The 26,833-nt window shown below is 76.9% G+C and carries 27 protein-coding genes; 8 read left to right on the forward strand and 19 right to left on the reverse strand.

The window, feature by feature from the left end; genetic code table 11:
- From MN205_RS02220 to MN205_RS02230, 3 genes are all read left to right on the forward strand, one after another.
- Positions 1-436 (forward strand): methyl-accepting chemotaxis protein (locus tag MN205_RS02220; RefSeq protein WP_305037150.1); only part of this gene is annotated, 436 nt, incomplete at its 5' end.
- Positions 437-570: 134 nt separating this feature from the next.
- On the forward strand, positions 571-2,181 hold the full coding sequence (locus MN205_RS02225) for a gluconokinase (RefSeq protein WP_242123903.1): 1,611 nt from the start codon (positions 571-573) through the stop codon (positions 2,179-2,181).
- A gap of 101 nt (positions 2,182-2,282) precedes the next feature.
- Positions 2,283-4,109 (forward strand): bifunctional diguanylate cyclase/phosphodiesterase, encoded by a 1,827-nt coding sequence (locus MN205_RS02230; protein ID WP_242123905.1) that lies wholly within the window; start codon positions 2,283-2,285, stop codon positions 4,107-4,109.
- Positions 4,110-4,125: 16 nt separating this feature from the next.
- Here the strand turns inward: MN205_RS02230 and MN205_RS02235 are convergent, their stop codons facing one another.
- The 14 genes from MN205_RS02235 to MN205_RS02300 all read right to left on the reverse strand — a co-directional run bounded on the left by MN205_RS02235 (position 4,126) and on the right by MN205_RS02300 (position 16,770).
- Positions 4,126-4,653, reverse strand: a complete 528-nt coding sequence (locus tag MN205_RS02235; RefSeq protein ID WP_242123907.1) for a hypothetical protein — start codon at positions 4,651-4,653, stop codon at positions 4,126-4,128.
- 112 nt (positions 4,654-4,765) lie between these two features.
- Complete coding sequence (locus MN205_RS02240) at positions 4,766-5,572, reverse strand: thioesterase II family protein (protein ID WP_242123908.1); 807 nt, start codon at positions 5,570-5,572, stop codon at positions 4,766-4,768.
- Positions 5,569-6,273, reverse strand: coding sequence for a hypothetical protein (locus MN205_RS02245; protein ID WP_242123910.1), 705 nt, complete (start codon positions 6,271-6,273; stop codon positions 5,569-5,571). Before MN205_RS02245 ends, MN205_RS02240 begins: the two co-directional genes overlap by 4 nt.
- Positions 6,270-7,016 (reverse strand): hypothetical protein, encoded by a 747-nt coding sequence (locus MN205_RS02250; protein ID WP_242123912.1) that lies wholly within the window; start codon positions 7,014-7,016, stop codon positions 6,270-6,272. The genes MN205_RS02245 and MN205_RS02250 overlap by 4 nt, the downstream gene beginning before the upstream one ends.
- Positions 7,013-8,137 carry an acyl-CoA dehydrogenase family protein gene (locus MN205_RS02255; protein ID WP_242123913.1) on the reverse strand — a complete coding sequence of 375 codons (1,125 nt, stop codon included), beginning with the start codon at positions 8,135-8,137 and terminating at the stop codon, positions 7,013-7,015. The genes MN205_RS02250 and MN205_RS02255 overlap by 4 nt, the downstream gene beginning before the upstream one ends.
- Positions 8,137-8,511: an ectoine synthase gene (locus tag MN205_RS02260; protein WP_242123915.1), complete on the reverse strand. Its 375-nt coding sequence runs from the start codon at positions 8,509-8,511 to the stop codon at positions 8,137-8,139. The genes MN205_RS02255 and MN205_RS02260 overlap by 1 nt, the downstream gene beginning before the upstream one ends.
- A gap of 60 nt (positions 8,512-8,571) precedes the next feature.
- Entirely contained in the window at positions 8,572-9,372 is an 801-nt protein-coding gene (trpA, locus tag MN205_RS02265; RefSeq protein ID WP_242123917.1) for a tryptophan synthase subunit alpha, read from the reverse strand.
- The gene (locus MN205_RS02270; protein ID WP_242123920.1) at positions 9,365-10,417 is read right to left on the reverse strand and encodes a hypothetical protein; all 1,053 of its coding nucleotides are present in this window, start codon (positions 10,415-10,417) and stop codon (positions 9,365-9,367) included. The genes trpA and MN205_RS02270 overlap by 8 nt, the downstream gene beginning before the upstream one ends.
- Positions 10,414-10,695: an acyl carrier protein gene (locus MN205_RS02275; RefSeq protein ID WP_242123922.1), complete on the reverse strand. Its 282-nt coding sequence runs from the start codon at positions 10,693-10,695 to the stop codon at positions 10,414-10,416. Before MN205_RS02275 ends, MN205_RS02270 begins: the two co-directional genes overlap by 4 nt.
- A complete protein-coding gene (locus MN205_RS02280; RefSeq protein WP_242123924.1) occupies positions 10,692-12,320 on the reverse strand; it encodes an AMP-binding protein in 1,629 nt (542 codons plus the stop codon). The genes MN205_RS02275 and MN205_RS02280 overlap by 4 nt, the downstream gene beginning before the upstream one ends.
- Positions 12,317-13,141 carry a MaoC/PaaZ C-terminal domain-containing protein gene (locus tag MN205_RS02285; RefSeq protein WP_242123926.1) on the reverse strand — a complete coding sequence of 275 codons (825 nt, stop codon included), beginning with the start codon at positions 13,139-13,141 and terminating at the stop codon, positions 12,317-12,319. Before MN205_RS02285 ends, MN205_RS02280 begins: the two co-directional genes overlap by 4 nt.
- A gap of 32 nt (positions 13,142-13,173) precedes the next feature.
- Positions 13,174-14,397 carry a beta-ketoacyl synthase gene (locus MN205_RS02290; RefSeq protein WP_242123928.1) on the reverse strand — a complete coding sequence of 408 codons (1,224 nt, stop codon included), beginning with the start codon at positions 14,395-14,397 and terminating at the stop codon, positions 13,174-13,176.
- Between the two features lies 1 nt (position 14,398).
- Positions 14,399-15,634, reverse strand: coding sequence for an aminotransferase class I/II-fold pyridoxal phosphate-dependent enzyme (locus MN205_RS02295; RefSeq protein ID WP_242123930.1), 1,236 nt, complete (start codon positions 15,632-15,634; stop codon positions 14,399-14,401).
- A gap of 221 nt (positions 15,635-15,855) precedes the next feature.
- Positions 15,856-16,770 (reverse strand): AraC family transcriptional regulator, encoded by a 915-nt coding sequence (locus MN205_RS02300; protein ID WP_242123931.1) that lies wholly within the window; start codon positions 16,768-16,770, stop codon positions 15,856-15,858.
- Positions 16,771-16,930: 160 nt separating this feature from the next.
- On the opposite strand from MN205_RS02300, the gene MN205_RS02305 reads away from it, so the two are divergent.
- Complete coding sequence (locus MN205_RS02305; protein WP_242123933.1) at positions 16,931-17,479, forward strand: DUF1772 domain-containing protein; 549 nt, start codon at positions 16,931-16,933, stop codon at positions 17,477-17,479.
- 97 nt (positions 17,480-17,576) lie between these two features.
- Here MN205_RS02305 and MN205_RS02310 read toward each other — a convergent pair whose 3' ends face one another.
- The 5 genes from MN205_RS02310 to MN205_RS02330 are packed head-to-tail and all read right to left on the reverse strand — an operon-like array spanning position 17,577 to position 20,811.
- Positions 17,577-18,302: a 4'-phosphopantetheinyl transferase superfamily protein gene (locus tag MN205_RS02310; RefSeq protein ID WP_242123935.1), complete on the reverse strand. Its 726-nt coding sequence runs from the start codon at positions 18,300-18,302 to the stop codon at positions 17,577-17,579.
- An 8-nt stretch (positions 18,303-18,310) separates the two neighbouring features.
- Positions 18,311-18,781, reverse strand: a complete 471-nt coding sequence (locus MN205_RS02315; RefSeq protein ID WP_242123937.1) for an anthrone oxygenase family protein — start codon at positions 18,779-18,781, stop codon at positions 18,311-18,313.
- Complete coding sequence (locus tag MN205_RS02320; protein WP_242123939.1) at positions 18,778-19,572, reverse strand: SDR family oxidoreductase; 795 nt, start codon at positions 19,570-19,572, stop codon at positions 18,778-18,780. The genes MN205_RS02315 and MN205_RS02320 overlap by 4 nt, the downstream gene beginning before the upstream one ends.
- A complete protein-coding gene (locus tag MN205_RS02325; protein ID WP_242123941.1) occupies positions 19,569-20,558 on the reverse strand; it encodes a 3-oxoacyl-ACP synthase III family protein in 990 nt (329 codons plus the stop codon). Before MN205_RS02325 ends, MN205_RS02320 begins: the two co-directional genes overlap by 4 nt.
- A 1-nt stretch (position 20,559) precedes the next feature.
- Positions 20,560-20,811: a hypothetical protein gene (locus MN205_RS02330; RefSeq protein ID WP_242123943.1), complete on the reverse strand. Its 252-nt coding sequence runs from the start codon at positions 20,809-20,811 to the stop codon at positions 20,560-20,562.
- Positions 20,812-21,044: 233 nt separating this feature from the next.
- On the opposite strand from MN205_RS02330, the gene MN205_RS02335 reads away from it, so the two are divergent.
- The 4 genes from MN205_RS02335 to MN205_RS21430 form a co-directional block, all read left to right on the forward strand.
- The gene (locus tag MN205_RS02335) at positions 21,045-22,724 is read left to right on the forward strand and encodes an NAD(P)/FAD-dependent oxidoreductase (protein WP_242123945.1); all 1,680 of its coding nucleotides are present in this window, start codon (positions 21,045-21,047) and stop codon (positions 22,722-22,724) included.
- A complete protein-coding gene (locus MN205_RS02340) occupies positions 22,721-24,244 on the forward strand; it encodes an FAD-binding protein (protein WP_242123946.1) in 1,524 nt (507 codons plus the stop codon). Before MN205_RS02335 ends, MN205_RS02340 begins: the two co-directional genes overlap by 4 nt.
- Entirely contained in the window at positions 24,241-25,713 is a 1,473-nt protein-coding gene (locus MN205_RS02345) for an alpha/beta fold hydrolase (protein ID WP_308220223.1), read from the forward strand. The genes MN205_RS02340 and MN205_RS02345 overlap by 4 nt, the downstream gene beginning before the upstream one ends.
- 155 nt (positions 25,714-25,868) lie before the next feature.
- Positions 25,869-26,833: BTAD domain-containing putative transcriptional regulator (locus MN205_RS21430; RefSeq protein WP_242123948.1), on the forward strand; the 965-nt coding region annotated here is incomplete at its 3' end.

Below are 26,833 nucleotides of genomic sequence, written 5' to 3' on the forward strand. Positions count from 1 at the left end.
GAACGCCACCATCGAGGCCGCCCGCGCCGGGGAGATGGGCAAGGGCTTCGCCGTCGTCGCCGGTGAGGTCAAGGAGCTGGCCCAGCAGACCGCCGGTGCCACCGAGGACATCACCCGCAAGGTCGCCGCCATCGAGCGCGGCAGCACCGAGGCCACGACCACCATCGGCCGCATCGCCGAGGTCATCGCCCGCATCGACGACCACCAGGCGACCATCTCCGCCGCCGTGGAGGAGCAGACCGCCACCACCGGTGAGCTGGCCCGCACCGTCTCGGGCGCCTCGCAGGGCACCCGGGAGATCGCCGGCGTCCTCACCGGCGTCGCGTCCGCCAGCGCCGCGGACCGCGCCAGCCTGGAGCAGGTGCGCACCTCGGTGGAGGCGCTGCGCGAGACGTCGGGGCGGCTGCGGGACGCGGTGGGCGCCTTCCGCCTCTGAGGGCCCCGGAGGCCCCCGGTCCCGAGGGGTCCGCTCGCGCGGGCGGGCGCGGCGGGCATCATGGGGGCGCCGCGCCCGTGCGCGGCGCCCCGGTCCGCTCCGGGCGGCCGGGTCCCCCCACGACCGGAGGACCGATGCCCGAGCAGAACACCCCCGTCGTGCTGGGCGTCGACCTGGGCACCACGTCCACCAAGGTCGTCGCCTTCGACGCCGCCGGTCGCGAGCGCGCCTCCGCCGGCGCCGGGTACTCCCTGCGCGAACCCGCCCCCGGGCACGTCGAGCTCGGCGCCGAGGACGTCCTGCGCGCGGCCGTGCGCGCCACCCGCGACGCCGCCGCCCGCGCGAGCGCCGCCGGCTGCGCCGTCGCCGGCATCTCCTTCAGCTCCGCCATGCACTCCCTCGTCGGCCTCGGCGCGCGCGACGAGCTGCTCACGCAGGTCATCACCTGGGCCGACACCCGTGCCACCGAGGAGGCCGAGGAGCTGCGGCCCACGGACCTCGGCCGCTCCCTGCACCGCGCCACCGGCACCCCCGTGCACCCCATGTCGCCGCTGGTGAAGCTGGTGCACCTGCAGCGCCACGAACCCGCCCTGTTCGCCGCCGTGCGCACCTGGGTGCAGGTGAAGGACCTGCTGGTGCGGCGCTGGACGGGGCAGTGGGTCACCGACCGCTCCACCGCCTCCGCCACCGGGATGGTGGACCTCGCCACCGGCGACTGGTCCGCCGACGCGCTGCGCGTGGCGGGCGTCAGCCCCGTGCAGCTGCCACCGGTGGTGCCGGTGACGGCGCTGGCGGGCACCCTCACCGCCACCGCCGCCGAGGAGCTGGACCTGCCCGCCAGCACGCCCGTGTTCGCCGGCGGCGCCGACGGGCCGCTGGCGAACCTCGGCGTCGGGGCCGTCGTGCCCGGCACCGCGGCGCTGTCCATCGGCACCTCCGGGGCGCTGCGCGTCGCCGCCCGCGCCCCGCGCGTGGACGCGGCCGGCCGCACGTTCTGCTACTCCCTCACCGACGACCTGTGGGTGGTGGGCGGCGCCACCACCAACGGCGGTGTCGTGCTGCGCTGGCTGGCGGAGACCCTCACCCCCGACCTGTCGTTCGTGGCGGGGGAGCTGGGCGAGGCGCCCGAGGAGTCCCTCATCGACCTGGCCGCCGGTGTGCCCGCCGGGGCGGACGGGCTGCTGATGCTGCCGCACCTGCTCAGCGAGCGGGCACCGCAGTGGAGCGCGCTGACCAGCGGCGTGCTCGTCGGCCTGCAGCGCCGGCACGGACGGGCGCACTTCGTGCGCGCGGCGCTGGAGGGGGTGTGCCAGCAGCTCGCCCTCGTCGCCGACTCCGTGGAGGACGCCGGCTCGGAGATCACCGAGATCCGCGCCACCGGGGGTTTCGCCCGCAGCGCCGTGTGGCGGCAGCTGCTGGCCGACGTCCTGGGCCGGCCGCTGTCGTTCGCCGCCGGCGGGCAGGAGGGTTCCAGCTTCGGCGCCGCCCTCGTCGGCCACCACGCGCTGGGGAACCTCGACATGGTCGAGGCCGCCCGCCGCGAGGTCCGCATCGGCGAGGTCGTGGAACCCGGTACCGCCGACGCCGCCGTCCACGCCCGGTTGCGGCCGGTGTTCGCGTCGCTCACGGACGCGCTGGCACCGACGTTCCGGGCGCTGCGGGAGTTCACCGCCGAGAGCACCGGGGAGCCGGAGGGGGAACCCGCCCCCGGGCCCGGTTCCGAACCGCCCCTCGACGAGGACTGACCGCGGGTGGGCCGCCGGTGGGGGAACTGTTCAGGTGAACGACGCCGCACCGACATCCAGTGCGGCCCGGAGGACCCGATACCGACGGGGTGAGCCTGTGGATGAGCGACCTGCTGATCGGCGGTGCTGAGGCACCCGCGCTGGGCGCCCTGGCCTCACCGGTCACGGTGATCGAGGCCGGCACCACCTGCCGGGACGTCGACGAGCTGTTCCGCGCCGACGAGCACCTCGGGTGCCTGGCCGTCCACGGTGGTGCGCCGCACCGGCGGCTGGGGCTGGTGTCCCGTGCCCGTTTCCAGCACCTGATGTCAGGGCGCCTGGGGTACGGCAGGCTCCTGAACGCGCGCAGGCCGGTCTCGGAGCTCACCGACTGGTCCCCGCTCGTCGTGCACGCCGACACCGGTGTCGCCGAGGTCGCGCGGCAGGTGCTGGACCGGAGCTGGTCCCAGCGCTTCAGCGAGGTGCTCGTGCGCGATCCCGGCGCCCCGCTGCGCCAGGTCAGCGTCACCGACGTCTTCCGGGCCCTGTCGGGGGAGCTGGCGAACAAGGCGCTCACCGACGCGCTGACCGGCCTGGCCAACCGGGAGCACTTCATGCAGCGGCTGGAGCAGTGCTGCGCCGAACCGGACGTGCAGCACCGCCTCGCGCTGGTCTACGTCGACCTCGACGGCTTCAAGGCCCTGAACGACGGGCACGGCCACGGGGTCGGCGACCAGGTGCTGCAGGTGGTCGCCGACCGCCTGCGGGGCTGCTTCCGCTCCGACGACCTGGTCGCCCGCCTGGGCGGGGACGAGTTCGCCGCCATCGCCCAGCTGCCGGCGGGCGTGCCGGTGGCCCCTGCCGCCCGGCACCTGGGGGAGCGGGTCCGCGCCTGCCTCAGCGGCACCATCTCGCTGGGTCCGCTGGTCCTGCCGGGGCGGGCCAGCATCGGCATGGCCGTCGCCGGCAGCGTCCTGGCCGACGGCGAGGTGCTGCTGCGCGAAGCGGACTCGGCGATGTACCGCGCCAAGGCCGTCGGCGGCGGGCGCGTGGAGCTGATCACCAGCGTCGGTACCACCGCTCCGCAGGAGAACTTCACCCCCGACCGCCGCGAGCTGCAGCGGGCCGTCGACGGGGGTGAGTTCCTGGTGCACTACCAGCCCATCGTCGAGGCGAGCACGGGCCGGCTGGCCAGCGTCGAGGCGCTGGTGCGCTGGCAGCATCCCCGGCGCGGGCTGCTGGCGCCCGGCGCCTTCCTGGAGGCGGTCACCGACGCCGGGTTCGCCGCGAACCTGGACCTGCACGTGCTGGAGGTGGCGCTCGCGCAGTTCAGCCGCTGGCGGCACGGCCTGGGCCGGGCGGCGCCGCGGGCGGTCAACGTGAACGTGTCCGTGCAGGGCCTGCTGCACCCCGGACTGGCCCCCACCGTCCTGGACGCGTTGTCGCGGGCCGGGCTGGACCCGGCGGTGCTGCGCGTGGAACTGCCGGAGGCGGCCACGACCGCGCAGCTCGACGTCGCCGGCGGTGCCCTGGAGACCCTGCGCGACGCGGGTGTGCGCCTGACCCTGGACGACCTGGGGGCCGGCGCCTCGACCCTGCACCACCTGACCGGCCTCACCCTGGACGGCGTGAAGATCGACCGGCGCTTCGTCGCCGGCCTGCTCGACGACGAGCGCGACGCCGCGGTGGTCGCGATGCTGCTGGAACTGGCCCACACCACCGGCATCGCCGTCACCGCCGAGGGCGTGGAGAACCGGTCGCAGCTGGAGGCGCTGCAGAGGATGGCCCGCGGACGGCCGACCTTCGTGCAGGGCTACCTCATCAGCCGCCCCGTCGCGGCCGAGCAGCTCGCGCTGCCGTGGTCCGACGGGCTGCACCACCTGCACCCGCAGGTGCCCGCGCCCCGCAGCGCGGCCCCGGCAGCACCCGGCCCGCTCGCCTCGAGGTGACTCCGCCGCGCACGCCTCACCAGCGGTGCGTGACGTCCACGACGACCCGGGAACCCCCCGCCGGCCCGTCCAGGGTGAACACCCGGAACGGCAACCGCGCCCGCACGCCCAGCCCGAACGTCGTCCGCCCCTCGAACGAGCTCGCCCACACCAGGTCCCGGAACGTGCGGTGGTCGCTCACGTCCGGCAGGTCGCCGTCCACCAGGTGCAGCCCGTCCGGGACCGCGAGGGGTTCCACGACGACCACCTCCAGGCGCGCACCCCCGGCCACCGGCACGGGCCTGCCGGACCCGTCCTGGTTCACCGCGTCGACGTAGCGCACGAAGTACCCGTCGCCGCTGCCGCGCAGGTCCACCACGAGCCGGTCGAAGCACGGGTGCGAACCCGCCCGCACGTCCACGACCTCCGCGTGGCGCACCGACGGCGCGCTCTCCGGCAGCGAACCCCAGGTGAACCCGCAGCTCGCCACCGCGGACGCCGGTGGGGCCACGCCCACCAGGGCCGCACCCAGGAGCAGGGACGCCAGCGCTGCTGACCGCTTCATCGCGGCCTCCTCCCGGCGGGGGCGGCACCCTGCCACCCGGCCACCACCCCCATCGTCCCCCCGCCGGCGCGGAGCGGCGCGCCGAGCCGCCCGGCACCGGCGTCGAGGGGGTTCAGGTGGGCGCCGCCACGTGCCGGCGACCTGCCCGGCGCGGCCCGGGCACCCCGCCCCGGCGGGCCGCGCTCCCACCCGCCCCGGTGCCGCTGCCCGTGAGCGCGCGCGCCACCGCACCACCGGCGAAGGGGAAGAAGTGGTCGCCGGGGTGCACCGTCAGGTGCAGCGCGCCCTGGACGTAGGGAGCCCACTGCGCCGCCACGCGCAGCGGCACCAGGCGGTCGCCGTCCCCCACGTGCACCACGAGCGCGGTCCGCAGCGGATCGGCCACCAGCAGCGTCGGCGCCGGGCGGTGCTCGCACAGCAACCTCAGGTCGGTGCGCAGCGCGGGCGCGAACGCCCCGCGGAACCGGCTGCCCCTCAGCGCCCCGCTCATCGCACCGAGCCGCTCGACGCCCCGCAGGAGACCCTCGTCGTCCTGCTCCAGCAGCGGCGCGAACGCGTCCGCGCCGCTGGAGTGCGGCGGCCGCGTGCCCAGCAGGACCACCGCGCCCGGCAGCCGCTCGCCGCGGCGCTGCAGCAGGTGCGCGGCCTCGTGCGCGACCACGCCGCCCAGGCTGTGCCCCACCAGGACGTGCTCGCGGTCGTCGCGGAGCACGCTGCGCCGCAGTTCCGCCGCGACGAGCTCCGCGGCCCCCCGCAGGCTCGGCGCCGTCCCCGGGGAGGCGTCCGCGTGCCGGTGCGCCAGGTGCCGCGGCTGCAGCACCCGCAGTTCCGTCCCGGCGGGCAGGTGCTGCTCCCAGGCCCGGAACACGCCCGCGGAGGTGCCCGCCGCCGGCAGGGCCAGGACCACCCGGCCGCTCACGGCAGCACCCCCGCCGGTTCCCGGCGCACGGCGTCTGCCCAGGCGTCGAGGCGCTCGCCGGCCACCACCGCGGTGCCCACCAGCAGGCCGCGGAACCCGTGGTCCAGCAACCGTGCCGCGGCCGCGGGGTCGGTGATGCCGCTGGCGCTGACCGGGCACCGCGTCCCCGCCCGCAGCAGGTCCGGCAGCAGCCGGACGCTGCGGTCGAGGTCCGCCGCGTCCCGCTCGCGCCGGCGGATGTCCTTGTTGTTCACCGCGACCACGCACCGGTCGGCGTGCGGGACCGCGGCGGCCTCCTCCGCGGAAACGACCTCCACGAACGGCGTCACCCCCTCCTCCAGCGCCGCCTCCACCAGTGCGCGCAACCCCTCCTCGGGCAGCAGCTGGGCGGTGAGCAGGACCGCCGAGGCACCGTCGGAGCGGGCCCGGCGCACCTGGGAGCGGCGCGTGAAGAAGTCCTTCTGCAGCACGGGCACGGGACTGACCCGCACCACGTCGCGCAGCAGGTCGCGGTCCCCGCCGAACCAGCGGCCGGTGACCACCGACAGGCAGGGAGCACCGGCTCGCAGGTAATCCGCCACCACGTCCAGGGGGGCGCGCCCGGCGAGCAGGTCGCGCCCGTCGGCGTCGGTGCGCTTGACCTCCGTGACGAGCGGTACCCGCGCCGCCAGCAGCGCGGCGGTGAAGTCCCCGGCGCTCACACCGCCACCGCCCCGGCGTGCGCAGCTGCTGCGGCCGGCGGGGTGGCGGCGGTCCCCGGCCAGGCCCGGGCGACCGCCCGCACCCGACGGGCGGCGATCGGCCCGCCGGCGTCGCGGGCCGCGCCGTCCAGGTCGATCCCGGTGAGGCCGGGCAGCTCGCGCAGCGCCAGCTGCTGCGCGCTGGGGTGGGCGTCCAGCCCGCCGGCGAGCAGGAACGGCCGCGGCGCGAGCTCGGCGAACCCGCGCACCACGGCCGGCTCCAGCGCGGTGCCGGTGCTGCCGACACGTCCGCCGGAGACGGCGTCGAGCACGAACCCGTCGGCGCCGGCGCGCGCGTAGGCGCCCAGGAACGGCTCCTCCAGGCAGCGGCCCGCGTCGACGTGCGCGGCCTTCCACAGCCGCGTGCCCGCGGGCAGCAGGTGCCGCAGCCTGCGCACCACCGCGGGCAGCTGGAAGGCGTGCAGCTGCACGTCCCGCACGCCGCTGCTGCGCACCACGCCGGCGACGGCCTCGGGATCGGGGCACAACGTCACCAGGCACAGCCCCGGCCCGCCGGTTCCCCGGGCGTGCGCGGCGAGCGCCGCCACCCGCTGCGCGTCCAGGTCGCGCGGTGAGCCGGGAACCCCCCACCACACGCCGGCGAGGGTCGCGCCGGCGTCCGCCAGCGCGTCCAGCTCACGGGTGCTCACCGCTCCGCACACCTTCAGCTCCCACCCGCCCGGGCGCGGCCCGGCGGCGCTCACGGCAGCCCCATGAGCGCGGCGATGCGGTTGTACTGGATCTCGTTGGTGCCGGAGTACACGGTCCCCGCGACGGCGTCGCGCACACCGGCCTCGACCCCGTCCTCGACGAGGTAGCCGCGGCCGCCGAACACCTGCACCGCGGCCAGGCTGGAGCGCACGTTGGCGGTGCTGGTGACCACCTTCGCGATGGACACCGCCTCGGTGGCGTTCGCACCGGCGTCCACGAGGGCGGCGGCGTCGCGCAGCCACTTGTGCGCGCTCTCCACGCCGATCCGCATGTCCACCAGCTGGTGCTGGACCGCCTGGTAGGAACCGATCGGCCTGCCGTACTGGACGCGGCTGCGGGCGTGCTCGACGCACCGGCGCAACCTGCGGCGCATCTCGCCCACGTTCACCGAGAACGCGTACAGCACCTCGCGCTCCATGACGTGCTCGAGCACGAGGAACCCCGCCCCGACGCGGCCGAGGACGTGGGAGGCGGGGACCCGGACCCCGTCCAGGGCGAGTTCGGCGACGGGGGAGGAGTTCAGGCCCATCGTCTCGACGCGCCGGCGGACGTGGAAACCGGGCGCGCTGGTGGGGACGAGGAACGCGGTGATGGAGAAGGGGGTGCGCTCGGTGGACGTGCGGGCGTACACGACCACCAGGTCGGCGGTGCTGCCGTTCGTCACGAACGACTTGGCGCCGTCGAGCACCCACTCGTCGCCGTCGCGGACGGCGCGGGTCCCCATGGCGAGGGCGTCGGACCCGCTGGCCTCCTCCGTGATGGCGTGGGCCCCGACGAGGGACCCGTCGCACAGGCCCGGCAGGTACCGCTCGCGCAGCTGCCCGGAACCGAAGCGCTGCAGGGGGGTGCTGGTGCTGGCCAGGCTGGTCACCGCCGAGAAGCTGAGCCCGGCGTCGGGGTTGCTCTCGCCGAGGAGCTCCATGCGCTCGCACACCTGGGAGACGGTGAGCCCCAGCCCGCCGTGGCGGGGGTCCACCGGGCCGGCGAGGGCACCGGAGGCGGCCAGGTCCCGCCAGGTGGGGGGCGCGTCCTGCGCGCCGTTCGAGGTCCGCCCCGCCGGGGCGGGCACCCGCGAGGGGGTTCCCGCCCGGGGGCCTTCGTGGAGGGTCGTCATCAGTACTGGGAGTACCCGGTCGGGTCCAGCCGGTGCTTCTCGTCCCCGTTGATCGGGGGGTTGAACACCGAGACCAGGTGCATGTCCTCGTGCGCGGACGCCTCCAGCACGTGCGGGTCGTGCGCGTCGAGCGCGTACAGCGTCCCGGGGCCGATCTCGTGCCGGGTGCCGTCGGCCTCCACGACGGCACCGGAACCGGACAGGCAGTAGCACGCCTCCAGGTGGCGGCGGTACTGCAGCTTGGAGGAGGTGCCGGCCTTGACGATGGTGTGGGCGACGGCGAAACCCATGCCGTCGCGCTCGACGAGCAGGCGGTCGCTGGTGCCGTTGCCCCAGTCGACGGAGTCCACGGCGTCGCGCTGGCGGATGATCATCTCTTCGTCCTCTCGGGTCGGTGCGGTCGGTGCGGTCGGTGGGAGGCGGGGAGGGGCGGTTCAGGCGGGGGCGGCGACGGGTGCCGCCAGGTCCCCGAGCAGGTCCGTGAGGGCCTGCACGGGCGCCCCGCGGCGTGCGCCGGCGTCCAGCGCCGCCACGCAGGCGGAGCCGACGACCGCCGCGTCGGCGCCGCAGGACGCGAGGGCCGCCACGTCGGCGGCGGTGCGGACACCGAAACCCACCGCGACGGGGACGGGGGCGTGCGACCGGAGTTCCCGCACGGTCCCGGCGATGCCGTTCCAGCCGTCGCGCGGCGGGGTCCCCGAGCGCCCCCAGGAGGCCACCAGGTACACGTACGCGGTGGCAGCCTCGGCGGCACCGCGGACCGTGGCCGTCGGTGAGGTGCCGTGGTAGCAGGTCGTCACCACGGGCAGGCCGGCGGAGGCGGCGGCGTCGAGGTGCTCGCCGCGCAGCACCGGCGGCAGGCCGTGCAGCAGCAGCGCGTCGGCGCCCGCGTCGCGCACCCGCCGGGAGAACTCCGGCAGCGCGGTGCCGCGCACGCTGTGCGCCCAGTCGGCCAGCAGCACCACGCGGGTCCGCCGCAGGGACGGCCGGACCCGGGCGACGGTGGCGAGGACCGCGTCCAGGCCGGTGCCCCGGTGCAGCGCCCGTTCGGCGCTGGCACGCACGACCGGCCCGTCGGTGGGGGAACCGGGGAACGGGACCGCCAGTTCCACGCAGGACACGCCGGCGTCGTCCATCGTGCGCAGGAGTTCCGGCAGCAGTTCCAGCGGCGGGTCGCCGGCGTTGCAGAACAGCACCAGCCCCGGGCCGCCCGAGGGGGAGCGCAGCTCAAGCACGGGCGCCCACCGCCCCGCCGGCCTTCTCCGGTGCGTCGGTCAGCTCGTCGAGCAGCCGCAGCGCGGTGCCGTCGCGGACGCCGTCGCGGGCGAGGTCGTACCCCTGCCGCCACGTGGTGCAGGTTCCCGCGAGCACCGCCAGCGCCGCCGCGTTGAGGCAGACGGTGGCGGTGGCCGCGGGTGCCAGGTTCCCGGCGAGCAGGTCGCGCACCAGGTCGGCGCCGTCGCGGCCGTCCTGCGGTGGCCGCAGGTCCGCCGTCCGCCCCCGCCCGTCGGCCACCTGCCCGCGGGCGATCACCTCCACCCGCCCGTCGGGGTGGACGAGTTCGTTGTCGCAGGTGCTGAGCAGTTCGTCGACCCCGTCGGCGTTGGAGCACAACCACACCGGGTGGCCGACCAGTTCGCGCAGCGCCAGCAGGTGGGGCCGGTGCGCGGGGTCGCTGAAACCGGTGAGCTGGGCCGCCAGCGGGACGTCGACCAGGAAGGGGCCGAGGACGTTGAGCAGCGCGGAGAACGTGCGCACCGGCACGGGCGCGGCGATCCGTGCCAGCGCCGTCAGCGCGGGCGGGTAGGCGTGCTGCCCGGCCACGGCGAAACCACGGGTGCGCACCCGGTCGCGCAGGTCGGCCGCGGACCGGCTGCTGGGCACGCCCAGCCGGCCGAGGGCGTCCAGCGCCCCGCTGCCGGAGCGGTGCGCGCGCGAACCGCTCTTGACGACGGGGACGCCGACGGAGGCGGCGAGCAGCGCGGCGGCCGTGGAGAGGTTCACCGTGCGCGGCCCGCCGCCGGTGCCGACGACGCCGACGGCGGGGACCGGTCCACCGGCCCCCGCGTCGCCGTCGGGACCGGGTGCCTCGCGCAGCGCGGCGGCCAGCGCGACCGCGGTGGCCGGGTCGGGCAGGGTGCGCGACAGGGCGGTGAGCACCCCCACCACCACGGCGCGGTCGGCGGTGCGGGTGCTCGCGCTGCGCAGGAACCCCTGGAACTCCCGCTGCCCCGCGCCGGTGCCGTCGACGAGCGCGAGCAGCAGGTCGGTGCCGCTCATCCCCGCGGGCCGGAGCGCGCCGCGTCCACGAACGCGGCCATGGCGGTCAGGTCCCGGAAGTTCTCCGGGTCCAGGTCGGTGTCCTCCACGACCACGTCGAACGTGGTCTCCAGCCAGGCGATGATCTTCAGCAGGCCCAGGCTGTCGATGACGCCGCCGTTGAGCAGGTCCGTCCCGTCCGGCAGGTCCGCCGGGTCGGTGCCCGGCAGGAACTCGGTGGCGACGTAGCGGCGGATGACCTCGCGGGTCGCGGTGGGGGTGTTCAGGGTCTCGCTCACGGGATCACGGTTCCTTCTGCTCGGAGTTCTCGCAGGGCCGCCGTCCGGTCGACCTTGCCGGTGGTGGTGGTGGGCAGGGGGGCACCCGTCAGGTGCAGCCGGGTGGGCACCGCGGCGCGGTGCAGCAGGGTCGTGCAGTGCCGGCGCAGTTCCAGCTCGCCGGGCGCCGCCGGGTCGCCGGGGCCGGGCGCGACCTGGACGACCGCGATGAGGCGGCGCCCGCCGGTCGGGCACGGCTCGGTGGTGACGGCCGCGGCGCGCACCCCGGGGTGGGTGCCGAGCACGCGTTCCACCTCGGCGAGGTTCACGGCGGTGCCGCGGACCTTGACCTGGTGGTCGAGGCGGCCGACGAGCTCCACCGTGCCGTCCTCGCGGCGCCGGGCGAGGTCGCCGGTGCGGAACCACGTCCTGCCCGCGGCCGTCGCCGGGTCGTGCCCGGGGCCCGGCTGGGCGGGGATCGTGGTGCCCAGCACGGTGAACCGCTGCGCCGTGACGGCCGGGTCGAGGTAGCACCTGCTCTGGAAGGGGGTGCGCACGACCAGCTCGCCCTCACCGGCGCCGGGCACCGCGCGCCCGTCCGCGTCCAGCAGCAGCGCCTCCACGCCGGGCAGCGGGCGGCCGATGGGCAGCGGGTGCGGGCCCGGCGGCTCGCCGGTGGCGTCCCCGCGCACCACCTCGTGCAGGAAGCTGTCGTTGGTCTCGGTGCTGCCGTACACGTTGACGACCGAGGCGGAGGGGAACAGCCGCAGGACGCCGCGCAGGGTGTCGCTGCCCACGACGTCCCCGGTGAGCAGGACGTGTCGGGTGCCCGGCAGCGACACCGCCTCCGGCGCGGCCCGCACCAGCGGGTCCAGGAACACGGGGACGGCCTGCACGAGGTGCGGGGAGTGCTCCTGCAGGACCCGCAGCAGCGAACGCCCCCGGGCGACGACCTCGGGGTCGGCCAGGACGACCTCCGCGCCGGCGGCCAGCGCCGCCCACACCTCCAGCAGCGACAGGTCGAAGTTCAGCGGCGCCAGGCTCAGCACCCGGGTGCCCGGGGCGAACCCGAAGCGCTGCGCGGCCCAGGTGGCGAAGCGGGCCACGGAACCGGCCGGCAGGGGGACCAGCTTGGGCCGGCCCGTGGAGCCGGAGGTGGTCAGCACCAGCGCGGTGTCGGGGTCCGGGGCCGGCAGGGCGCCGGCGGCCGGCGCGAGGGCGGTGGTCGTGCCCGCGGGGGCGTCCACCAGCAGCCGGCACCCGCCGCGACCGAGGACGTCGGCGAGCAGTTCCGGCGGCAGGGCGGTGGGGGTGAGCAGGGCGCTGGCGCCCAGCCGCCAGCACGCCAGGACCGCCGCCAGGGTCTCGGGGTCCTTGCGGGCCGGGACGCCGACGACCTCGCCGGGGCGGACCCCCGCTGCCTGCAGCCGGTGCGACCACCGCTCGGCCGGCCCGGCGAGGTCCGCGCGGCGCACGGGGACCGCGCCGACGGTCGCCGCACGGGCGGGGCCGTCCGCGCCGGGGTCGGCGCCCAGCACGAGCGCGCAGAGCTCAGCGGGGCCGGTGGGTACCGGCGCGGTGGGGTGCGCGGTGGGGTGCGCGGCGGGGTGCGCGGCGGGGTGCGCGGCGGCCGGGGCGCCGCTCACCGCGCACCACCGGGCCAGAACTCCACCCAGCCGTTCTTCAGCGCGGTGCCCGCGGCGGTGGTGGCGCTCAGGCCCGTGAAGCGGGGGTCCGCGCTGGGGTGCAGCGAGACGGTCAGCGGCGAGCCCACCGGGACGGGCGCGGAGAACCGCACGCCCACCCCGCGCACCGCCCCGGGGTCGCCCGCGGCGAATCGGTCGGTGGCCAGTTCGCAGGCCGCCGCGACCACGCTCATGCCGTGCGCGAGGGGGGCGTCGAAACCGGCGGCCGCGGCGGCCGCCGGGTCGGTGTGCAGGGGGTTGTCGTCGCCGCTGACGCGGGCGTACTCGGTGGTCGAGGACAGCGTGGGCAGCAGGACCGCCGTCCACGCGGGACCCGCCGGCGCCGGGCGCGGCGCGCGCTCCCCGGCCGGGCCACCGCCGCGCTCCGCGACGTCGGACCCGGACAGCAGCACGGTGGCCGACAGCTCGGCGACGGGCCGCCCGTCGGCGCCGTCGACGGTGGAGGCCAGCTGGACGCGGCCGCCGCCGGGGACGCGGCGCACGCCCGTCACGCGCGCCCGGCTCGTCAGCTCCTCGTCGGGGAGCAGGCGCCGGTGCAGCTGGACGTCCTGCGCCACGTGGACCAGGGACGCCCAGGGGCCGGCCTCCTCCTCCAGCAGCGCCTGCACCACCGGGTGCGAGGCGACGAAGACCTGCACGACGTTCGTGCCGCCGCGCACCGGTCGGCCAGCGGCGGTGGGCAGCATGCTGCGGACGGCGTCGCGGAAGGACGCGTCGCGCGAGGGCGCCGGCGGCGCGGCGCCGATCTCGAGGGTGCTCACGGGGACCTCCGTGCGGTGGGTGCGGGTGGGGTTCAGGCCAGGACGAGGCAGGCGTTGTGCCCGCCGAAGCCGAAGGAGTTGCTCAGCGCCGGTGCGGCCGGCACGTGCCGCGGCTCGCCGTGCACGACGTCGAGGGCGACGTCCGGGTCGGGGGTGCGGTGGTTGGCGACCGGGGGGACCACGCCGGTGCGCGCGGTGCGGGCGGCGACGGCCGCCTCCAGCGCGCCCGAGGCGCCCAGCAGGTGACCGGTCACCCCCTTGAGCGCCGTCACCGGCGGCACCGCGCCCTCGCCGAACACCGCGCGCAGGGCGTGCGCCTCGAGCCGGTCGTTCAGCGGGGTGGAGGTGCCGTGCGCGCTGACGTGGCCGACCTCCGCGGGCGCCACGTCGGCGTCGGCGAGCGCCTGGAGCACGGCCTGCCGGGCGCCCAGGCCGTCCGGGTGCGGGCGGCTGAGGTGGTGCGCGTCCACCGAGGAGCCGTAGCCGAGGACGCGGCCGTGCACGGCGGCGCCCCGTGCGGCGGCGTCGCGCTCGCGCTCCAGCACGAGGAAGCAGGCGCCCTCGCCCATGACGAAGCCGTCGCGGGCGGCGTCGAACGGGCGGCTGGCCGCGGCGGGGTCGTCGTTGCGCCGCGACAGCGCGTCGAGGTTGGCGAACGCGGCCAGGGTGACCGGCGACAGCGTCGCCTCGCACCCGCCGGCCACGACGACGTCGGCGAGCCCCGCGCGCAGCAGGGCGCGGCCCCAGCCGACCGCGTCGGCGCCGCTGGCGCACGTGGTGGCGACGGTGTGCGCGGGGCCGGTGCACCCCAGCGCCATCGAGATGGCCGCGGCCGGCGCGTTCGGCATGCTCACCACCGGCATGAGGGGGCTGACGCCCTCCGGCCCGCGGGCGGCGAACTTCGCGCTCTCCGCGTCGCTGGTCCAGCGGCCGCCCACGGCGTTGCCCACCACGACCGCGGTGCGCGGCGGGTCGGTGCGCGGCGAGCCGGCCGCCGCGTGCGCCCGCAGGGCCGCGGCGAGGGCGTACCGCGTGACGGGGTCGCTGCGGCGCAGCACCTTCGGGTCGACCGCCGGGTGGGGGGCCGGCTCGTCCACCTGGCAGCCGAAGCGCACCGCGTGCGCGGAGGTGTCGAAGCGGTCCAGGGCGGCGGCGCGCGAGTCGCCCGCCAGCAGCGCCGCCCAGACCTCCTCCGGGTCGTTGCCGGCCGGCGTCACCGTGCCGACGCCGGTGACGACGACCTCCGGGGCGCGCACGTCAGCGCCCGCCGGCCGCGCCGCGGAGACCCAGCTCGCCGGCCACCCGGACGAACACGTCGGCGGCGTGGTCGAGCTGGTCGCGGCTGTGCGCCGCGGTCACGGCGATCCGCAGCCGGGCGGTGCCCGCGGGCACCGCGGGCGTCACGACGGGCAGGCCCACCACGCCCAGCTCGCGGGCCCTGGTGGCCACCGCGTACGCCTGCTCGTCGGTGCCCACCACGAGGGGCACGACCGCGGTCTCGCTGCCGGCGGTGCCGATGCCGCCGGCGTGCAGGCGCTCGCGGAAGCGCTGCGACTCCCGCTGCACGTGCTGCACCCGCCACGGCTCGGCGCGCAGGACCTCCAGGGACTCCAGCGCCGCGCCCGCCTGCGCCGGGGCCAGCGCGGCGGAGAACAGGAACGGGCGGGCGCCGTAGCGCAGGTGGCGCACGAGCTCGGCGTCGCCGGCGGCCCAGCCTCCGGTCGCGGGGACCGCCTTGGACAGCGTGCCGACCTTGACGTCGGCGCGGACGCCGGAGTGCTCCTCGATGCCGCCGCCGGTGGCGCCGATCGTGCCGAGCGCGTGGGCCTCGTCGACCATGAGCAGCGCGCCGTGGCGGTCGCAGACCTCGCGCAGCTCGGCGAGGGGGGCCACGTCCCCGTCCATCGAGTAGACGCTGTCGACGACGACGAGCCGCACGCCGGTGCAGCGGCTGGCGAGCAGCCGCTCCTCGAGGTGGCCGGGGTCGTTGTGGCGGAAGCGCACGACATCGGCGCCGGAGAGCTTGCAGCCGTCGACGATGCTGGCGTGGTCGAGCTTGTCGACGAACACGGCGTCGCCCGGCCCGCACACCGCGCCCACCACGCCGATGTTCGCGGCGTAGCCGGAGCTGAACACCACGGCCGCCTCGCGCTCGGCGTACCGGGCCACGGCCCGCTCCAGCTCCTCGTGCAGCGGGACGGAACCGGCCAGGGCGCGCACGCCGGGGGACCCGGTGCCGAAACGCTCCACGGCCCGCACCGCGGCGGCCTCGACGCGCGGGTCCCCGTGCAGGCCGAGGTACCCGTACCCGGACATCATGAGGAGCCGCTGCCCGTCCAGCTCGACGTACGGGGTGCCCTTCACCGGGGTGTAGGGCACGAAGCTGTTGCGGTGGTGCGCGTCGGGTTCCAGCGCCCGGATGCGCGCCGCGGTCGCGGCGGCCTTGGCCGCCAGCAGGCCGGCGGAGGCCGCCGGGCTCGCGAGGGTGGTCATGGTTCTCCTCGGTGGGGAGTCGGGACGCCCGCCCGGCCGTTCACCGGTCCCCGGGGGGCGTGCCCACTTCCTACCGGGACGGGTGCAAGCGCACCGCAAGCCGCTGCGCGGCAGGGGAGCGGGAGGACCCGGCGAGAACGGGGAACCGGGGAACCGGGGAACCGGGGAACCGGGGAACCGGGGAGGTTCCCGCGGCCGGGGGCCCGGGTCCCCCCCGGCGCTCAGCGCGACCGGTAGTTCTGCGGGCTGACCCCGTAGCGCTTCTTGAACGCGGCGCTGAAGCTGAACGGCGAGCTGTACCCGACCCGGCGCGAGATGGCCGCCAGCGTCAGTTCCGGGTCCTCGAGCAGGTCGGCCCCCAGGGCCAGGCGCCAGTTCGTCAGGTACGCCATCGGGGACGTCCCGACGCGCTGGGTGAACCGGCGCGTCAGGGACGAGCGGGAAACCCCCACCCGGCGGGCCAGCGCGTCCACCGTCCACGCGTTCCCGGGCTCGGAGTGGATGAGCTGCACGGTGCTGCGCACCACGGGGTCCGGCGAGGAGGCGGTGCCCCCGGCGCCCGGCCCCGTCGCCGACCACTGCCGGATGGAGGCGATGAGCAGCAGGTCCAGCAGGCGGTCCAGGACGCCGGACTGGCCTGCGGCGTCCCGGTCGATCTCGCGCGCCAGCACCGACAGGACCGCCGGGTCCGGGTCGGGCACGACGACGCTGGGGGGCAGGGCGTCCATGAGGATGCGGCCCACCTCCCCGCGGCTGCGGAACGTGCCGACCACCATCGCGTCACGGCCGCGCGGGTCGTTGCCCCAGGTGCGCACCCCCGACTGCCACCCCGGCGACAGGTCCCGCCCGTCGGTGCCCGAGCACGTCTGGTCGGCGCCGATGACGATGCTCGGCGGGGAGTCGGGGGTGCTGGCCATCACGTACGGCTCGGTGTCGCGGGCCAGCAGCACGTCGCCGGCGGACATGGGCACCGCCCCGGACTCGCCGAGCACCCACGCGGACCCGGACAGCAGCGCCACGGCCGTCAGGGGCGCCTCGTCGCTCACCCGGATCGACCACGGCGGCTCCATGACCACGCGCAGCATGAAGGCATTGCGGGCGCGCGGGCCGTCGAAGTACCCGGCGAACGAGTCCACGCCACAGACGGTAGAGCACGCGTCGCTGCGCGTGCCCCGCCGGGACATGCGGGCGCGCCGCGGGCGCATGGCGCCGCGCGCGGGGCGGTGGCTGGGATGGGAGGCGGTGCCGGCGGGCCCGGCGCCCTCCCCGTCGACCTCCCACCCTGGAGCGCACACCATGCACCCCTCGCACACGTCCCTGCTCGCACCCCCCGCGCACCCCGGTGCCCCCGTCGGGACCTCGAAGGCCACCCGCGTGCTGTGCGGCCTCGCCGGTGCCGGCGCGGCCGTCACCGCCGGGGTCTATGCCCACTTCTCGCTCACCGTGATGCCCCGGCTGGCCGCGCTGCCCGCCGAGGAGGGCATCCGCGCGATGCAGGCGTTCAACCGGCAGGCCGTCCAGCCCCCGTTCATGCTCTGCTTCTTCGGCGCCGCCGCGTTCTCGTGCGCGCTCCTGGTGCGCGCGGCACGGCGCCGGCGGTCCGTGGCGGCCAGGGTCGCCGCGGGGGCCGCGGGCGCCTACCTCGCCGGCTTCGCGATCACGGTCGTGCTCAACGTGCCGCGCAACGACGCGCTGGCCGCGCTGGACCCCACCGCCGCGGCCTCGGCCGTCGCGTGGGGGGACTACTTGCGCGAGTGGACCTCCGCGAACTCGGTGCGGGCGGTGCTGTCCGGGGTGGCGACCGCCGGCCTGGCCGCGGTCGCGCTGCTGCCCGGTCGCCGCTGACCCGGGCACCCCTGGACGCGGGACGCCCCCGGCGCGACGTCGCGCCGGGGGCGTCCGGGGGTCCAGGCCCCGGGGCGTGGAGGGCCGGGTCGGTGGTTCAGGGGACCGGCACGGTCACCGCCGCCAGGACGCGGCCGTCGCGGACCGCCCAGCGGCCGTGCAGCAGGGCCGGCTCCCCGTCGCGGGCGCCGGGCACGCGGACGGTGAACGCCTCCCCCCGCAGCTCGGCCACCACGTGGAGCATGCCCAGCCAGCGCCGCGTCAGCGGCCACCACGCCTTGTACGCCGCCTCCTTGGCGCAGAACAGCACCCGGTCGCCGTGCACGCCCCGCGGCGCGGACCGCAGGGCCGCGGCCTCCTCCGGCGAGGCCACCAGGCCCAGCAGGCCCGGGCTCAGGGCCTCGTGCGGTTCGGCGTCGATGCCGAGGGAGAGGGCGTCGCGGGCGCGCGCCACCGCCGCGCCCCGGTAACCGGCGCAGTGGGTGAGGCTGCCCACCAGCCCCGGCGGCCAGCCCGGCTCCCCGGACGCCCCGCGGGGCAGCACGCCGCACGTCGCGCCGAGCGCGGCGACGGCCTCCTGCGCGCAGCGGCGCACCGTCACCGACTGCGCGCGCTCGCGCGAGCCGGCCAGCCCGAGCAACCCCGCCTCCTGCGGCAGGACGTCGGCGAGCTCCACGTCGGCGGTGCGCTCGGCGCACCGCGCGAACGCCGGCAGGACGGTCGCCAGAGCCGGCGACCGCCCCCCGGGGGCGTCGTCCACCACGCCACCCGTCACGTCCTGCGTCACGTCCTGCGTCACGTCCTGCGTCACGTCGTCCGGCACGGGTCGCGTCAGCCGGCGGCGAGGCCCGCGCCGAGGCAGACCACCGACGCCGTCACCAGGACCGCCCGCACGGCGTTCCAGCGCCGCCAGGGCGCCTCGAAACCCCACCGCGCCGACGCGGGGACCCGCGCCCCCGCGTCGAGCGCGTCGTTGAGCGGTAGGTTGCGCGCCACCGTCACCGCGAACGCCGCGGCGTGCAGGACCAGGGCCGCGGCCGGGGCCGCCGGCGCACCGCCCCCGGCCACGGCGCTGAGCACCGCGCCCGCCGTGAGCAGCGGCGCCCCGAAGAACGACGCCGCGAACAGCGGGTTGCGGATCGCCGCGTTGATCGACGTCATCGCCTCCACGAACGTCCCGTCCGCGGTGCGCCCCAGGCCGGGCATCACCGAGCACGCGAACGCGTAGAACAACCCGGCCAGCCAGGCGGAGGCGACCAGCGCACCCAGCACCAGGACGTCGTGCAGCACGGACCCGCTCACGTGATCGACACACCCCCGTCCACGCTCACGACCTGCCCTGTCATGTACCCGGCGTCCAGGAAGAACCCGACCGCCTGCGCGATCTCGTCGGTCGTCCCGAACCGGCCCATCGGGCACTTCTGCCGGATGCCGTCGGTCACCGAGTCCGGCAGTCCGCTGGTCATCTGCGTCACCATGAACCCCGGGGAGAGGGCGTTCACCGTCACGCCGCGCCGCCCGCACTCGGCGGCCAGCGTCCGCGTCATCCCGATGACACCGGCCTTGGACGCCGAGTACGCGGTCTGCCCGGCGGTCGCCACGATCCCCGACGGGGAGACGATGTTCACGATCCGGCCCCAGCGGCGCTTCAGCATCCCCGGCAGGCACGCCCGGCTGACGTGGAACGTGCCGACGAGGTTCGTGGCGATGACCGAGGCCCACTCCTGCGGCGACTGCATCGCCATCAGCGAGTCCCGGCGCACCGCGGAGTTGTTCACCACGACGTCCACCGGACCCAGGGACTCGGCGATCCGCTGCTCCAGGCGCACCACGTCGTCCCAGTCGGCCACGTCCCCGCCGACCACCACGGAGTCGTGGCGCAGCTCCCCGGCGGTGCGCTGCGCCGCCTCCTCGCCGGAGCGGTAGTGCACCGCCACCCGGCAGCCCAGGGCGTCCAGGGCCAGCGCCAGGGACCGGCCGAAGTCGCCCGAGGCGCCGGTGACCAGCGCCACCGGCGACGCCGGCCGCTCCCCGGTGCGCGGCGCGGGCACCGCCGACGCGCGGGGCGCGGCGTCCTGGTCCAGCGCGGTCACGACGGCTCACCCCCGCCCCAGCGCAGCAGCACCGAGCCCCACGTCATGCCCGCGCCGAAACCCGCCAGCAGCACGAGGTTCCCCGGCCGCAGCCGCCCGGAGGCCAGCGCCTCGGAGACCGCGATGGGGATCGAGGCCGAGGCCGTGTTGCCGTAGCGGTCCAGGTTCGTGAACACGCGCTCCGGCGCCAGGCCGGTGTGCTTGACGATGGAGTCGACGATGCGGATGTTGGCCTGGTGGGGGACCACCAGGTCCAGGTCGCCGGCGGTGAACCCCGCCGCCGCCAGGGTGCGGCGCACCGTCGCCACGGTGAGCCGCACCGCGTTCAGGTAGATCTCGTTGCCGTTGATGCGGGCGTGGTGCAGGCCGTCGCGGACGGCCTGCTCCGTCACGGGCATGCGGCTGCCGCCGGCCAGGACCTGCAGGCTGGAGGTCCGGCTGCCGTCGGCGCCCAGGTCGAACCCGAGGAACCACTCGCGGTCCCCGGGCGTGAGCACCACCGCACCCGCGCCGTCGCCGACGAGGATGCCGAGGTCGCGGTCGGCCGGGTCGGTGGTCAGCGAGTGCGTGTCGCTGCCGATCACCAGGGCGGGTCGCGGGTCCAGCCGCATCAGGGCGGCCGCGTGCACCAGCGCGTACACGAACCCCGAGCACTCGGCGTTCACGTCGTGGGCGCTGCCGGTCACCCCCAGCGCGTGCTGCACGAACGCGGACGTCGCGGGGGAGGGCTGTTCCGGCGTGGCGGTGGCGACGACCAGGTGGGCGACGTCGGAGGGCGCCAGGCCGGCCTGCGCCAGGGCGGCCTTGCCGGCCTCCACGGCCAGCGACGCCGTCGTCTCCCCGGGGCCGACCCAGCGGCGCTCGCGGATGCCGCAGCGGCCGACGACCCAGTCCTCGTCCACCCCGAAGCGGGCGGCGACCTCCTCGCTGGTCACCACGCGCGAGGGCAGCGCGGCACCCCAGCCGGCGAGCTGAGCGGTCGCCACGTCAGGCCGGGGCGACGGCGCCGGCCGTCAGCCGCTCGTGGACGACCCGCAGCGTGGTGCGCCCGTCGTCGTCGGCGAAGAGCGCCGCGTCGGCCCCGACCTCGGGGTGCTCGCTCTGGAAGGAGTACAGCCACTCCATGAGGTCCATGGAGTCCACGTCGCTCAGCTGCGTCAGGGGCACGTCCGCGTCGACGGCGGCGGCGCCGGAGACGGCGGCGATCTGGTCGAGCAGTTCGTCGAGGGTGGGGACCACGGTGGGTGCCTTTCTGTCCGGGCACGGTGCCTCGCACCGGTGCCGCGCGTACCGGTCCGCCGGTCCGGCGTCGCCGGCCGGGGCCCGCGGAGGGGCTCCTGGGGGCCGCCGGGCGGCCCGTTCGAGCGGTCCCAGTAGAGCCGGGCCGCTGCAACACCGGCGCAAGCCGGGACGGCCACGGCCCCGCCGGGGCGCTTGCGGCGGACTTGCGGCGCCGTCGCAGCGTGGTGGCCATGACCACACCGGAAACCCTGCCGGCCGGGACCGCCCTGGTGGTCCCCGCCCAGCCCGGGCCGAGCGCGCCCGGACGACCCGGCGCCGCCGCGGCCGAGGGCGGGACCGCCCCCGCCCGGCCCGCGGCCGGATCCGCGGTGCCCCACGTCCACGTCGCCGTCGTCGGTTCCGGTTTCTCCGGCATCGCCGCGTCGATCCGCCTGACCCAGGAGGGCTTCGACGACCACGTCCTGCTGGAGCGCGCCGACGAGGTCGGCGGGACGTGGCGGGACAACGACTACCCCGGGGCCGGCTGCGACGTGATGTCGCTGCTGTACTCGCTGTCGTTCGCGCCGAAGGCCGACTGGCGCACCACCTTCGGCAGCCGGGAGGAGATCTACGGCTACCTGCGCGAGACCGCCGAGCGGTTCGGCGTGCGCGACCGCACCCTGTTCGGGCACGACCTGCTCGACGCCGCCTGGGACGGCACCGCCAAGCGCTGGCGGCTGACGACGTCGCGCGGCCGGTACACCTGCGACGTCCTCGTGGTGGCGACCGGGTACCTCAGCGACCCGGCCGTGCCCGACCTGCCGGGCCTGGGCACGTTCACCGGTGAGGTGTTCCACACCTCCCGCTGGAACCACGACCTCGACCTCACCGGCCGGCGCGTCGCGGTCGTGGGCACGGGTGCCTCCGCCGTGCAGGCCGTGCCCCACCTGCAGCGGGTGGCCTCGCAGCTGACCGTCTACCAGCGCACCCCGGCGTGGGTGGCGCCCAAGTCCGACAAGCCGACCACGGCGGCGGAGCTCCTGCTGCGCCGCCGGGTCCCCGGGTACCAGGCGCTGCGGCGCGGCGTGAACATGTGGGGCCGCGAGGCGCTGGCGTTCATGATGGCCCGGCCCGCGGTCATGCGCCGGACCCTGCAGACCGCGGCGCTGAAGAACCTGCACTCCGCCGTGCCCGAGGGCCCGCTGCGCGAGGCGCTGACCCCCGACCACACCATCGGCTGCAAGCGCGTGCTGTTCTCCAACACGTACTACCCGGCCCTCGTGCAGCCCAACGTCGAGCTCGTCGCCGCCGGTGTCGAGCAGGTGCGCCCCGGCGGCCTGGTGGCGGACGGGAAGTACCGCCCGGCGGACGTCGTCGTGCTCGCCACCGGCTTCGAGGCGGTCGAGCGGCCCGTGGCGCGGCGCGTGCGCGGTGCGGACGGGCGGACCCTCGCCGAGCGCTGGGGCCGGCGGGTTTCGGCGTTCGCCGGGACCAGCGTGTCCGGTTTCCCGAACCTCTTCATGCTCCTGGGCCCGAACACCGCCCTGGCCCACTCGGCGCAGACGGTGATGATCGAGGCTCAGGTGGAGCACCTGGTCTCCGCGCTGCGCTGCATGCGCGAGCGCGGCGCCGCGGCCGTGGAGGTCCTTCCCGCCGCCGAGGAGGCGTTCCAGGCGCGGCTCGCCGAGCACTTCCGCGGCAGCGTCTGGGAGGTCGGCGGCTGCCGCAGCTGGTACCAGGACGCCGACGGCCACAACCCGTCGCTGTGGCCGACGTACACCTGGCGCTACCGCCGGGAGGTCTCCCGGTTCCGTCCCGCCGACCACCGCCTGACCACGTGCGCGGCCACGCCCGCGGCCACCCCCTCGACCCACGCCGACCCCGGCGCCCGCAGCGGTGCGCCGGTCACCCCCGGAGGAGCCCTCGCATGACCAGCCCCACCACGCCGAACGCCCCGGCCCCCGGGCCGAGCCGGCGCAGCCTGATCGCGGGTGCCGCCCTCGCCGTCGTCGGCTGGAACGTCGCCGACGCGGTCTGGACGACCGCACCGGCGTCCGCGGCCGAACCCGACGTCGCCGCCGTGCCCGACCTCGACGGGACCCTGGAACTGGCGGTACCCGCGCGTTTCAGCCGCGACTTCGGCGGTTTCGTCGAGGCCCGCCCGTGGGCGGTGCTGCACGCCGGCTCGGAGGCGGACGTGGCGGCCATGCTGCGCTTCGCCCAGGAGAACCGCATCACCGTGGCCGCCAACGGCCAGAGCGGTGAGGACGGCGAGCAGCAGTCGCACTCCAACCACGGCCAGGCCCTCACCCGCGGCGGTCTGCAGATCGACATGAGCGCCTTCCGCGGGCTGAAGGTCTCCGGCACCAAGGCCGTCGTCGGCGCCGGCACCAGCTGGGCGCAGCTCGTCGACGCCGCGCTCGAGCGCGGGCGCACCGTCCCCAGCTTGCCCGACTACCTGCACCTGTCCATCGGCGGCACCGTCGCCGTCGGCGGCATCGGCGGCAGCGTCCAGCGCCACGGCCTGCAGGCGGACCTGGTGCGGGCCGGGCGGTTCGTCACCGGGACCGGCGAGGTCGTCCAGGCCCGCGGCGGGCGCCGTCGCGACGTCCTGGACCTGGCGCGCGCGGGCGCCGGCCAGGTCGCCGTCACCACCGAGCTGGAGATCCAGCTCGTCAAGGCCCGGGAGCTCGCCCGGATCACGCACCTGCACTACCCCGACCTGTCCGCGTACCTGGACGACCAGCAGCGCGCCCTGCGCTCGAAGCTGTTCGACCACCAGTCGGGCGAGATCGTGCGCAACGCCGCCGGCGACGGCTGGGAGTACCGCATGGAGCTCGGCTGCTACGTCGACCGCGACCGGCCCGTGCGCCGGGTCGAGGCCCTGCTGGCCGAGATGGGCGACGACGCGTCGCGCCGTGCCACCCAGACCCTGCCGTACCGCGACTGGGCGTTCCGCGTCGACGCGTTCGTCGCGGCCCTGCGCGAGGGCGGGTACCTGTCCCAGCGCAAGCCCTGGCTGAGCCTGCTGCTGCCCGGCGACGAGGTGCGCCGGTTCGTCGAGGAGATGGTCGCCGACCTGACCCCGCGCGACCTCGGCGGTGGTTTCTGCCTGCTGTCGCCGCTGGACCGGCGCCGCATCTCCACCCCCGCGTTCGTCCTGCCCCGGGGCGACCAGGTCTACTTCATGGACCTGCTGTGCTTCCCCGCCCCCGGCGACGACGGCGTCGAGGGGATGCTCGAGCGCAACCGCCGCCTGTACGACCGGGCGGTGGCCCTCGGCGGCAAGCGCTACCTCATCGGTGCGATCCCGGGGATGACGCCCGACGACTGGCGCAGGCACTTCGGCGACGAGCGCTACGCGGCGCTGCGGGAGGCCAAGGAGAGGTTCGACCCGGCGGGTGTCCTGACCCCCGGGCAGGGTTTCTTCGCCGGTGGGGGGGAGCGGTGAACGCGGTCGTCGTGGTCGACGAGGTGGACCTGCCCGCCGGTCCCGAGCAGGTGTGGGGTGAACTCGTCGCCGAGCTGGGCGGGGCCGGGCGCTGGTGGGTGGAGAAGAACACCTTCCAGGGCGACGGCCGCGGTGCCGACCGGGTCGGGTCGGTCACCGAGATGGCCGTGCACCCGCGCGGGGTGGGGCGACCCGGCCCGCGGCTCGCCTTCACGGGGCGCACGCGCGAGGCCGTGCCGGGCCGGCGGCTGACGATCGACTACGTGGGCGGTTGCTTCGCCGGCGCCGCCACGTTCGGGCTGACGCCCGTCGCGGGTCCGGCGGACGGCCCCTGGACGCGGCTGAGCATGGAGTTCCGCGCCGAGCCGCGCGGGTGGGTGCGGGCGCTCGGTGCCGTCGCCGACATCGGCGAGCAGCACTCCGCGGGTACCCGCCACGCCTTCGAGCGGCTGCGCGGCCGGCTGGAGGCCCAGCGGCTGGCCGTGGCCCCCGCCCCCGCCCTCGCCCCCGCCCCCACCACCGCCCGCGCTGGCGCGGAGCGGGCGGTGGTGGTCGGGCGCACCACCGCCTGGCGCGCCGAGCACGAGCTCCTCGCGGCCGACGGCGCGGCGATCGCGGTGACCCGCACCCGCCCGGCCGGCGCGACGGGCCCGCTGGTGGTCCTGTCGCACGGCTGGGGTTCCTCCAGCGCGGCGTGGAACGGCGTGCTGGAAGCGCTGCTGGCCGCGGGCTCACCCGTGGTGGCCTACGACCTGCGCGGTCACGGCCGTTCCGGGCGGGGCCGTTCGCCCGTGGACGTCGACGTGCTCGCCGGTGACCTGCGGACCGTCCTGGCGGCCGAGGCGGGACCGGGGACGGCGACCGTCCTGGTCGGGCACTCCGGCGGGGGACTGGCGTGCGTCCGGGTGGCGGCGTCGAGCGCCGCGGCAGCGCTCGCGGGGGACGCGACCGTCGCGGACGTGTGCGGCGTGGTGCTGCTGGGGACCGTCGCCACCCGCGGCACCAGCACCCCCGCGGAGGTGCGGCTCATGGGCAGCCGCGCCCTGACGGCGGTGCTGCGGCGCCCGGGGCCCGCCGAGGCCCTGCTGTCGCGCACGATGGGCCCGCCGCACCCGGTGCCCGCCCGGCGCGCCGTCGCGCGCACCCTCGCGCAGACGCCCGCGGAGGTCCGGGCGGACTTCTTCCGCTCGACCGCGGTCGTCGACCTGCGAGCCGACCTGGCGCGCCTGCCGCAGCCCGTGCTCGTCGTGGCCGGTGAGCTGGACAGGGCGGCGCCGCCCGCGCTGGTGGCGCAGACCGCGCAGGCGGCCGGGGTTCCCCTGCGGCGCATCGAGGACGCGGGTCACGCCCTGCCGCAGGAGGCCCCCCGGGAGGTGGCCGCAGCGGTCCTGGAGGTCCTGGGGTCGGTCGCGGCCCCCGGTCGTGCCGGCGCACCGCCGGCGGAACCGGTGCAGGGCCTCGCGGGGTAACTCCCCGGGAACTCCCGGGAAACTGCCGGGGCAACTCCCGGGGGCGCCGCGGGGGCGGGCGACCGGTGCTTGACAGGGGTTTCCCCTTGGGTACTGTCTGTGATCGCCGCCCTCCGAGAGTTCACTGTCGGTGAACCCTGCCGAACGGATGTGGAGTGTCCCCGACGACCCCGTGCCTGCAGCTCGCCGAGGGTTTCCGCACCACCCGGCCCGACGGCGCCTCGGCGACCCTCTCCGGCGCCCAGGCGCAGGTGGCCGCCGCCCGGCTGCTGCTCGACCGCTCCCCCCGCGGCGTCAGCCGTTCCGAGCTGGCCGAGGCGATCTGGTCCGAGGACCTCCCGGACACCTGGGCCTCGGCGCTGCGCAGCATCGTCACCCGCGTCCGCCGGTTCCTCGCCGCCGCAGGCGAGGGGGCGAGCCTGGAGAACGTCGACGGCCGGTACGTCGTGCGGCTCCCCGCGGGCACGGTGGTCGACGTCGAGGTGGCCCTGGCCGAACGGCACCACGCCCGCGAACTGCTCGAGCGCGGCGAGGCGCGCACCGCCCGGGAACTGGCCGAGCGGTGCGTGCGGGTCCTGTCCCGGCCGTTCCTGCCCGACCACGACAGCCCCTGGGTGCACGGCGTGCGCGCCGACCTCGCCGAGCGGTGCTCCTCCGCCAGGGAGGTCGCCGTGGCGGCGGCAGCCGCCTGCGGGGACACCGGCGCGGCGGTCGAGCACGCCCGCGCCGCCGTGGCGGCCGCGCCGCTGCGCGAGGCCGCCCACCGCAGCCTCGTGCAGGCGCACCTCGCCGCCGGCGACCGCGGGCAGGCCCTGTCCGCGTACTCCCGGTTGCGCGCCGTGCTGCGCGACGAGCTCGGGGTCGATCCCTCCCCGGAGTCGCAGGAGCTGCACGTCGAGGCCCTCGGCGGTCCCGCGGCCGACGGCCCCGCCGCGCTGCTGCCCGCCCCGCGCCGGCCCCAGCCCTTCGTCGGCCGGCGCGCGCAGCTGCAGCGCCTCGACGAGCTGGAGCGTTCGGTGCGCGGCGGCTCGCCCGCCCTGGCGCTGGTGCGCGGCGAGCTCGGCATCGGCAAGTCCCGGCTGCTGAGGGAGTTCGCGCGGCGCGCCGCGCGGCGCGGCAC

Origin of the sequence: Kineococcus sp. TRM81007 (assembly GCF_022669155.1) — a bacterium.
In the GTDB taxonomy this organism is placed as follows: Bacteria; Actinomycetota; Actinomycetes; order Actinomycetales; family Kineococcaceae; genus Kineococcus.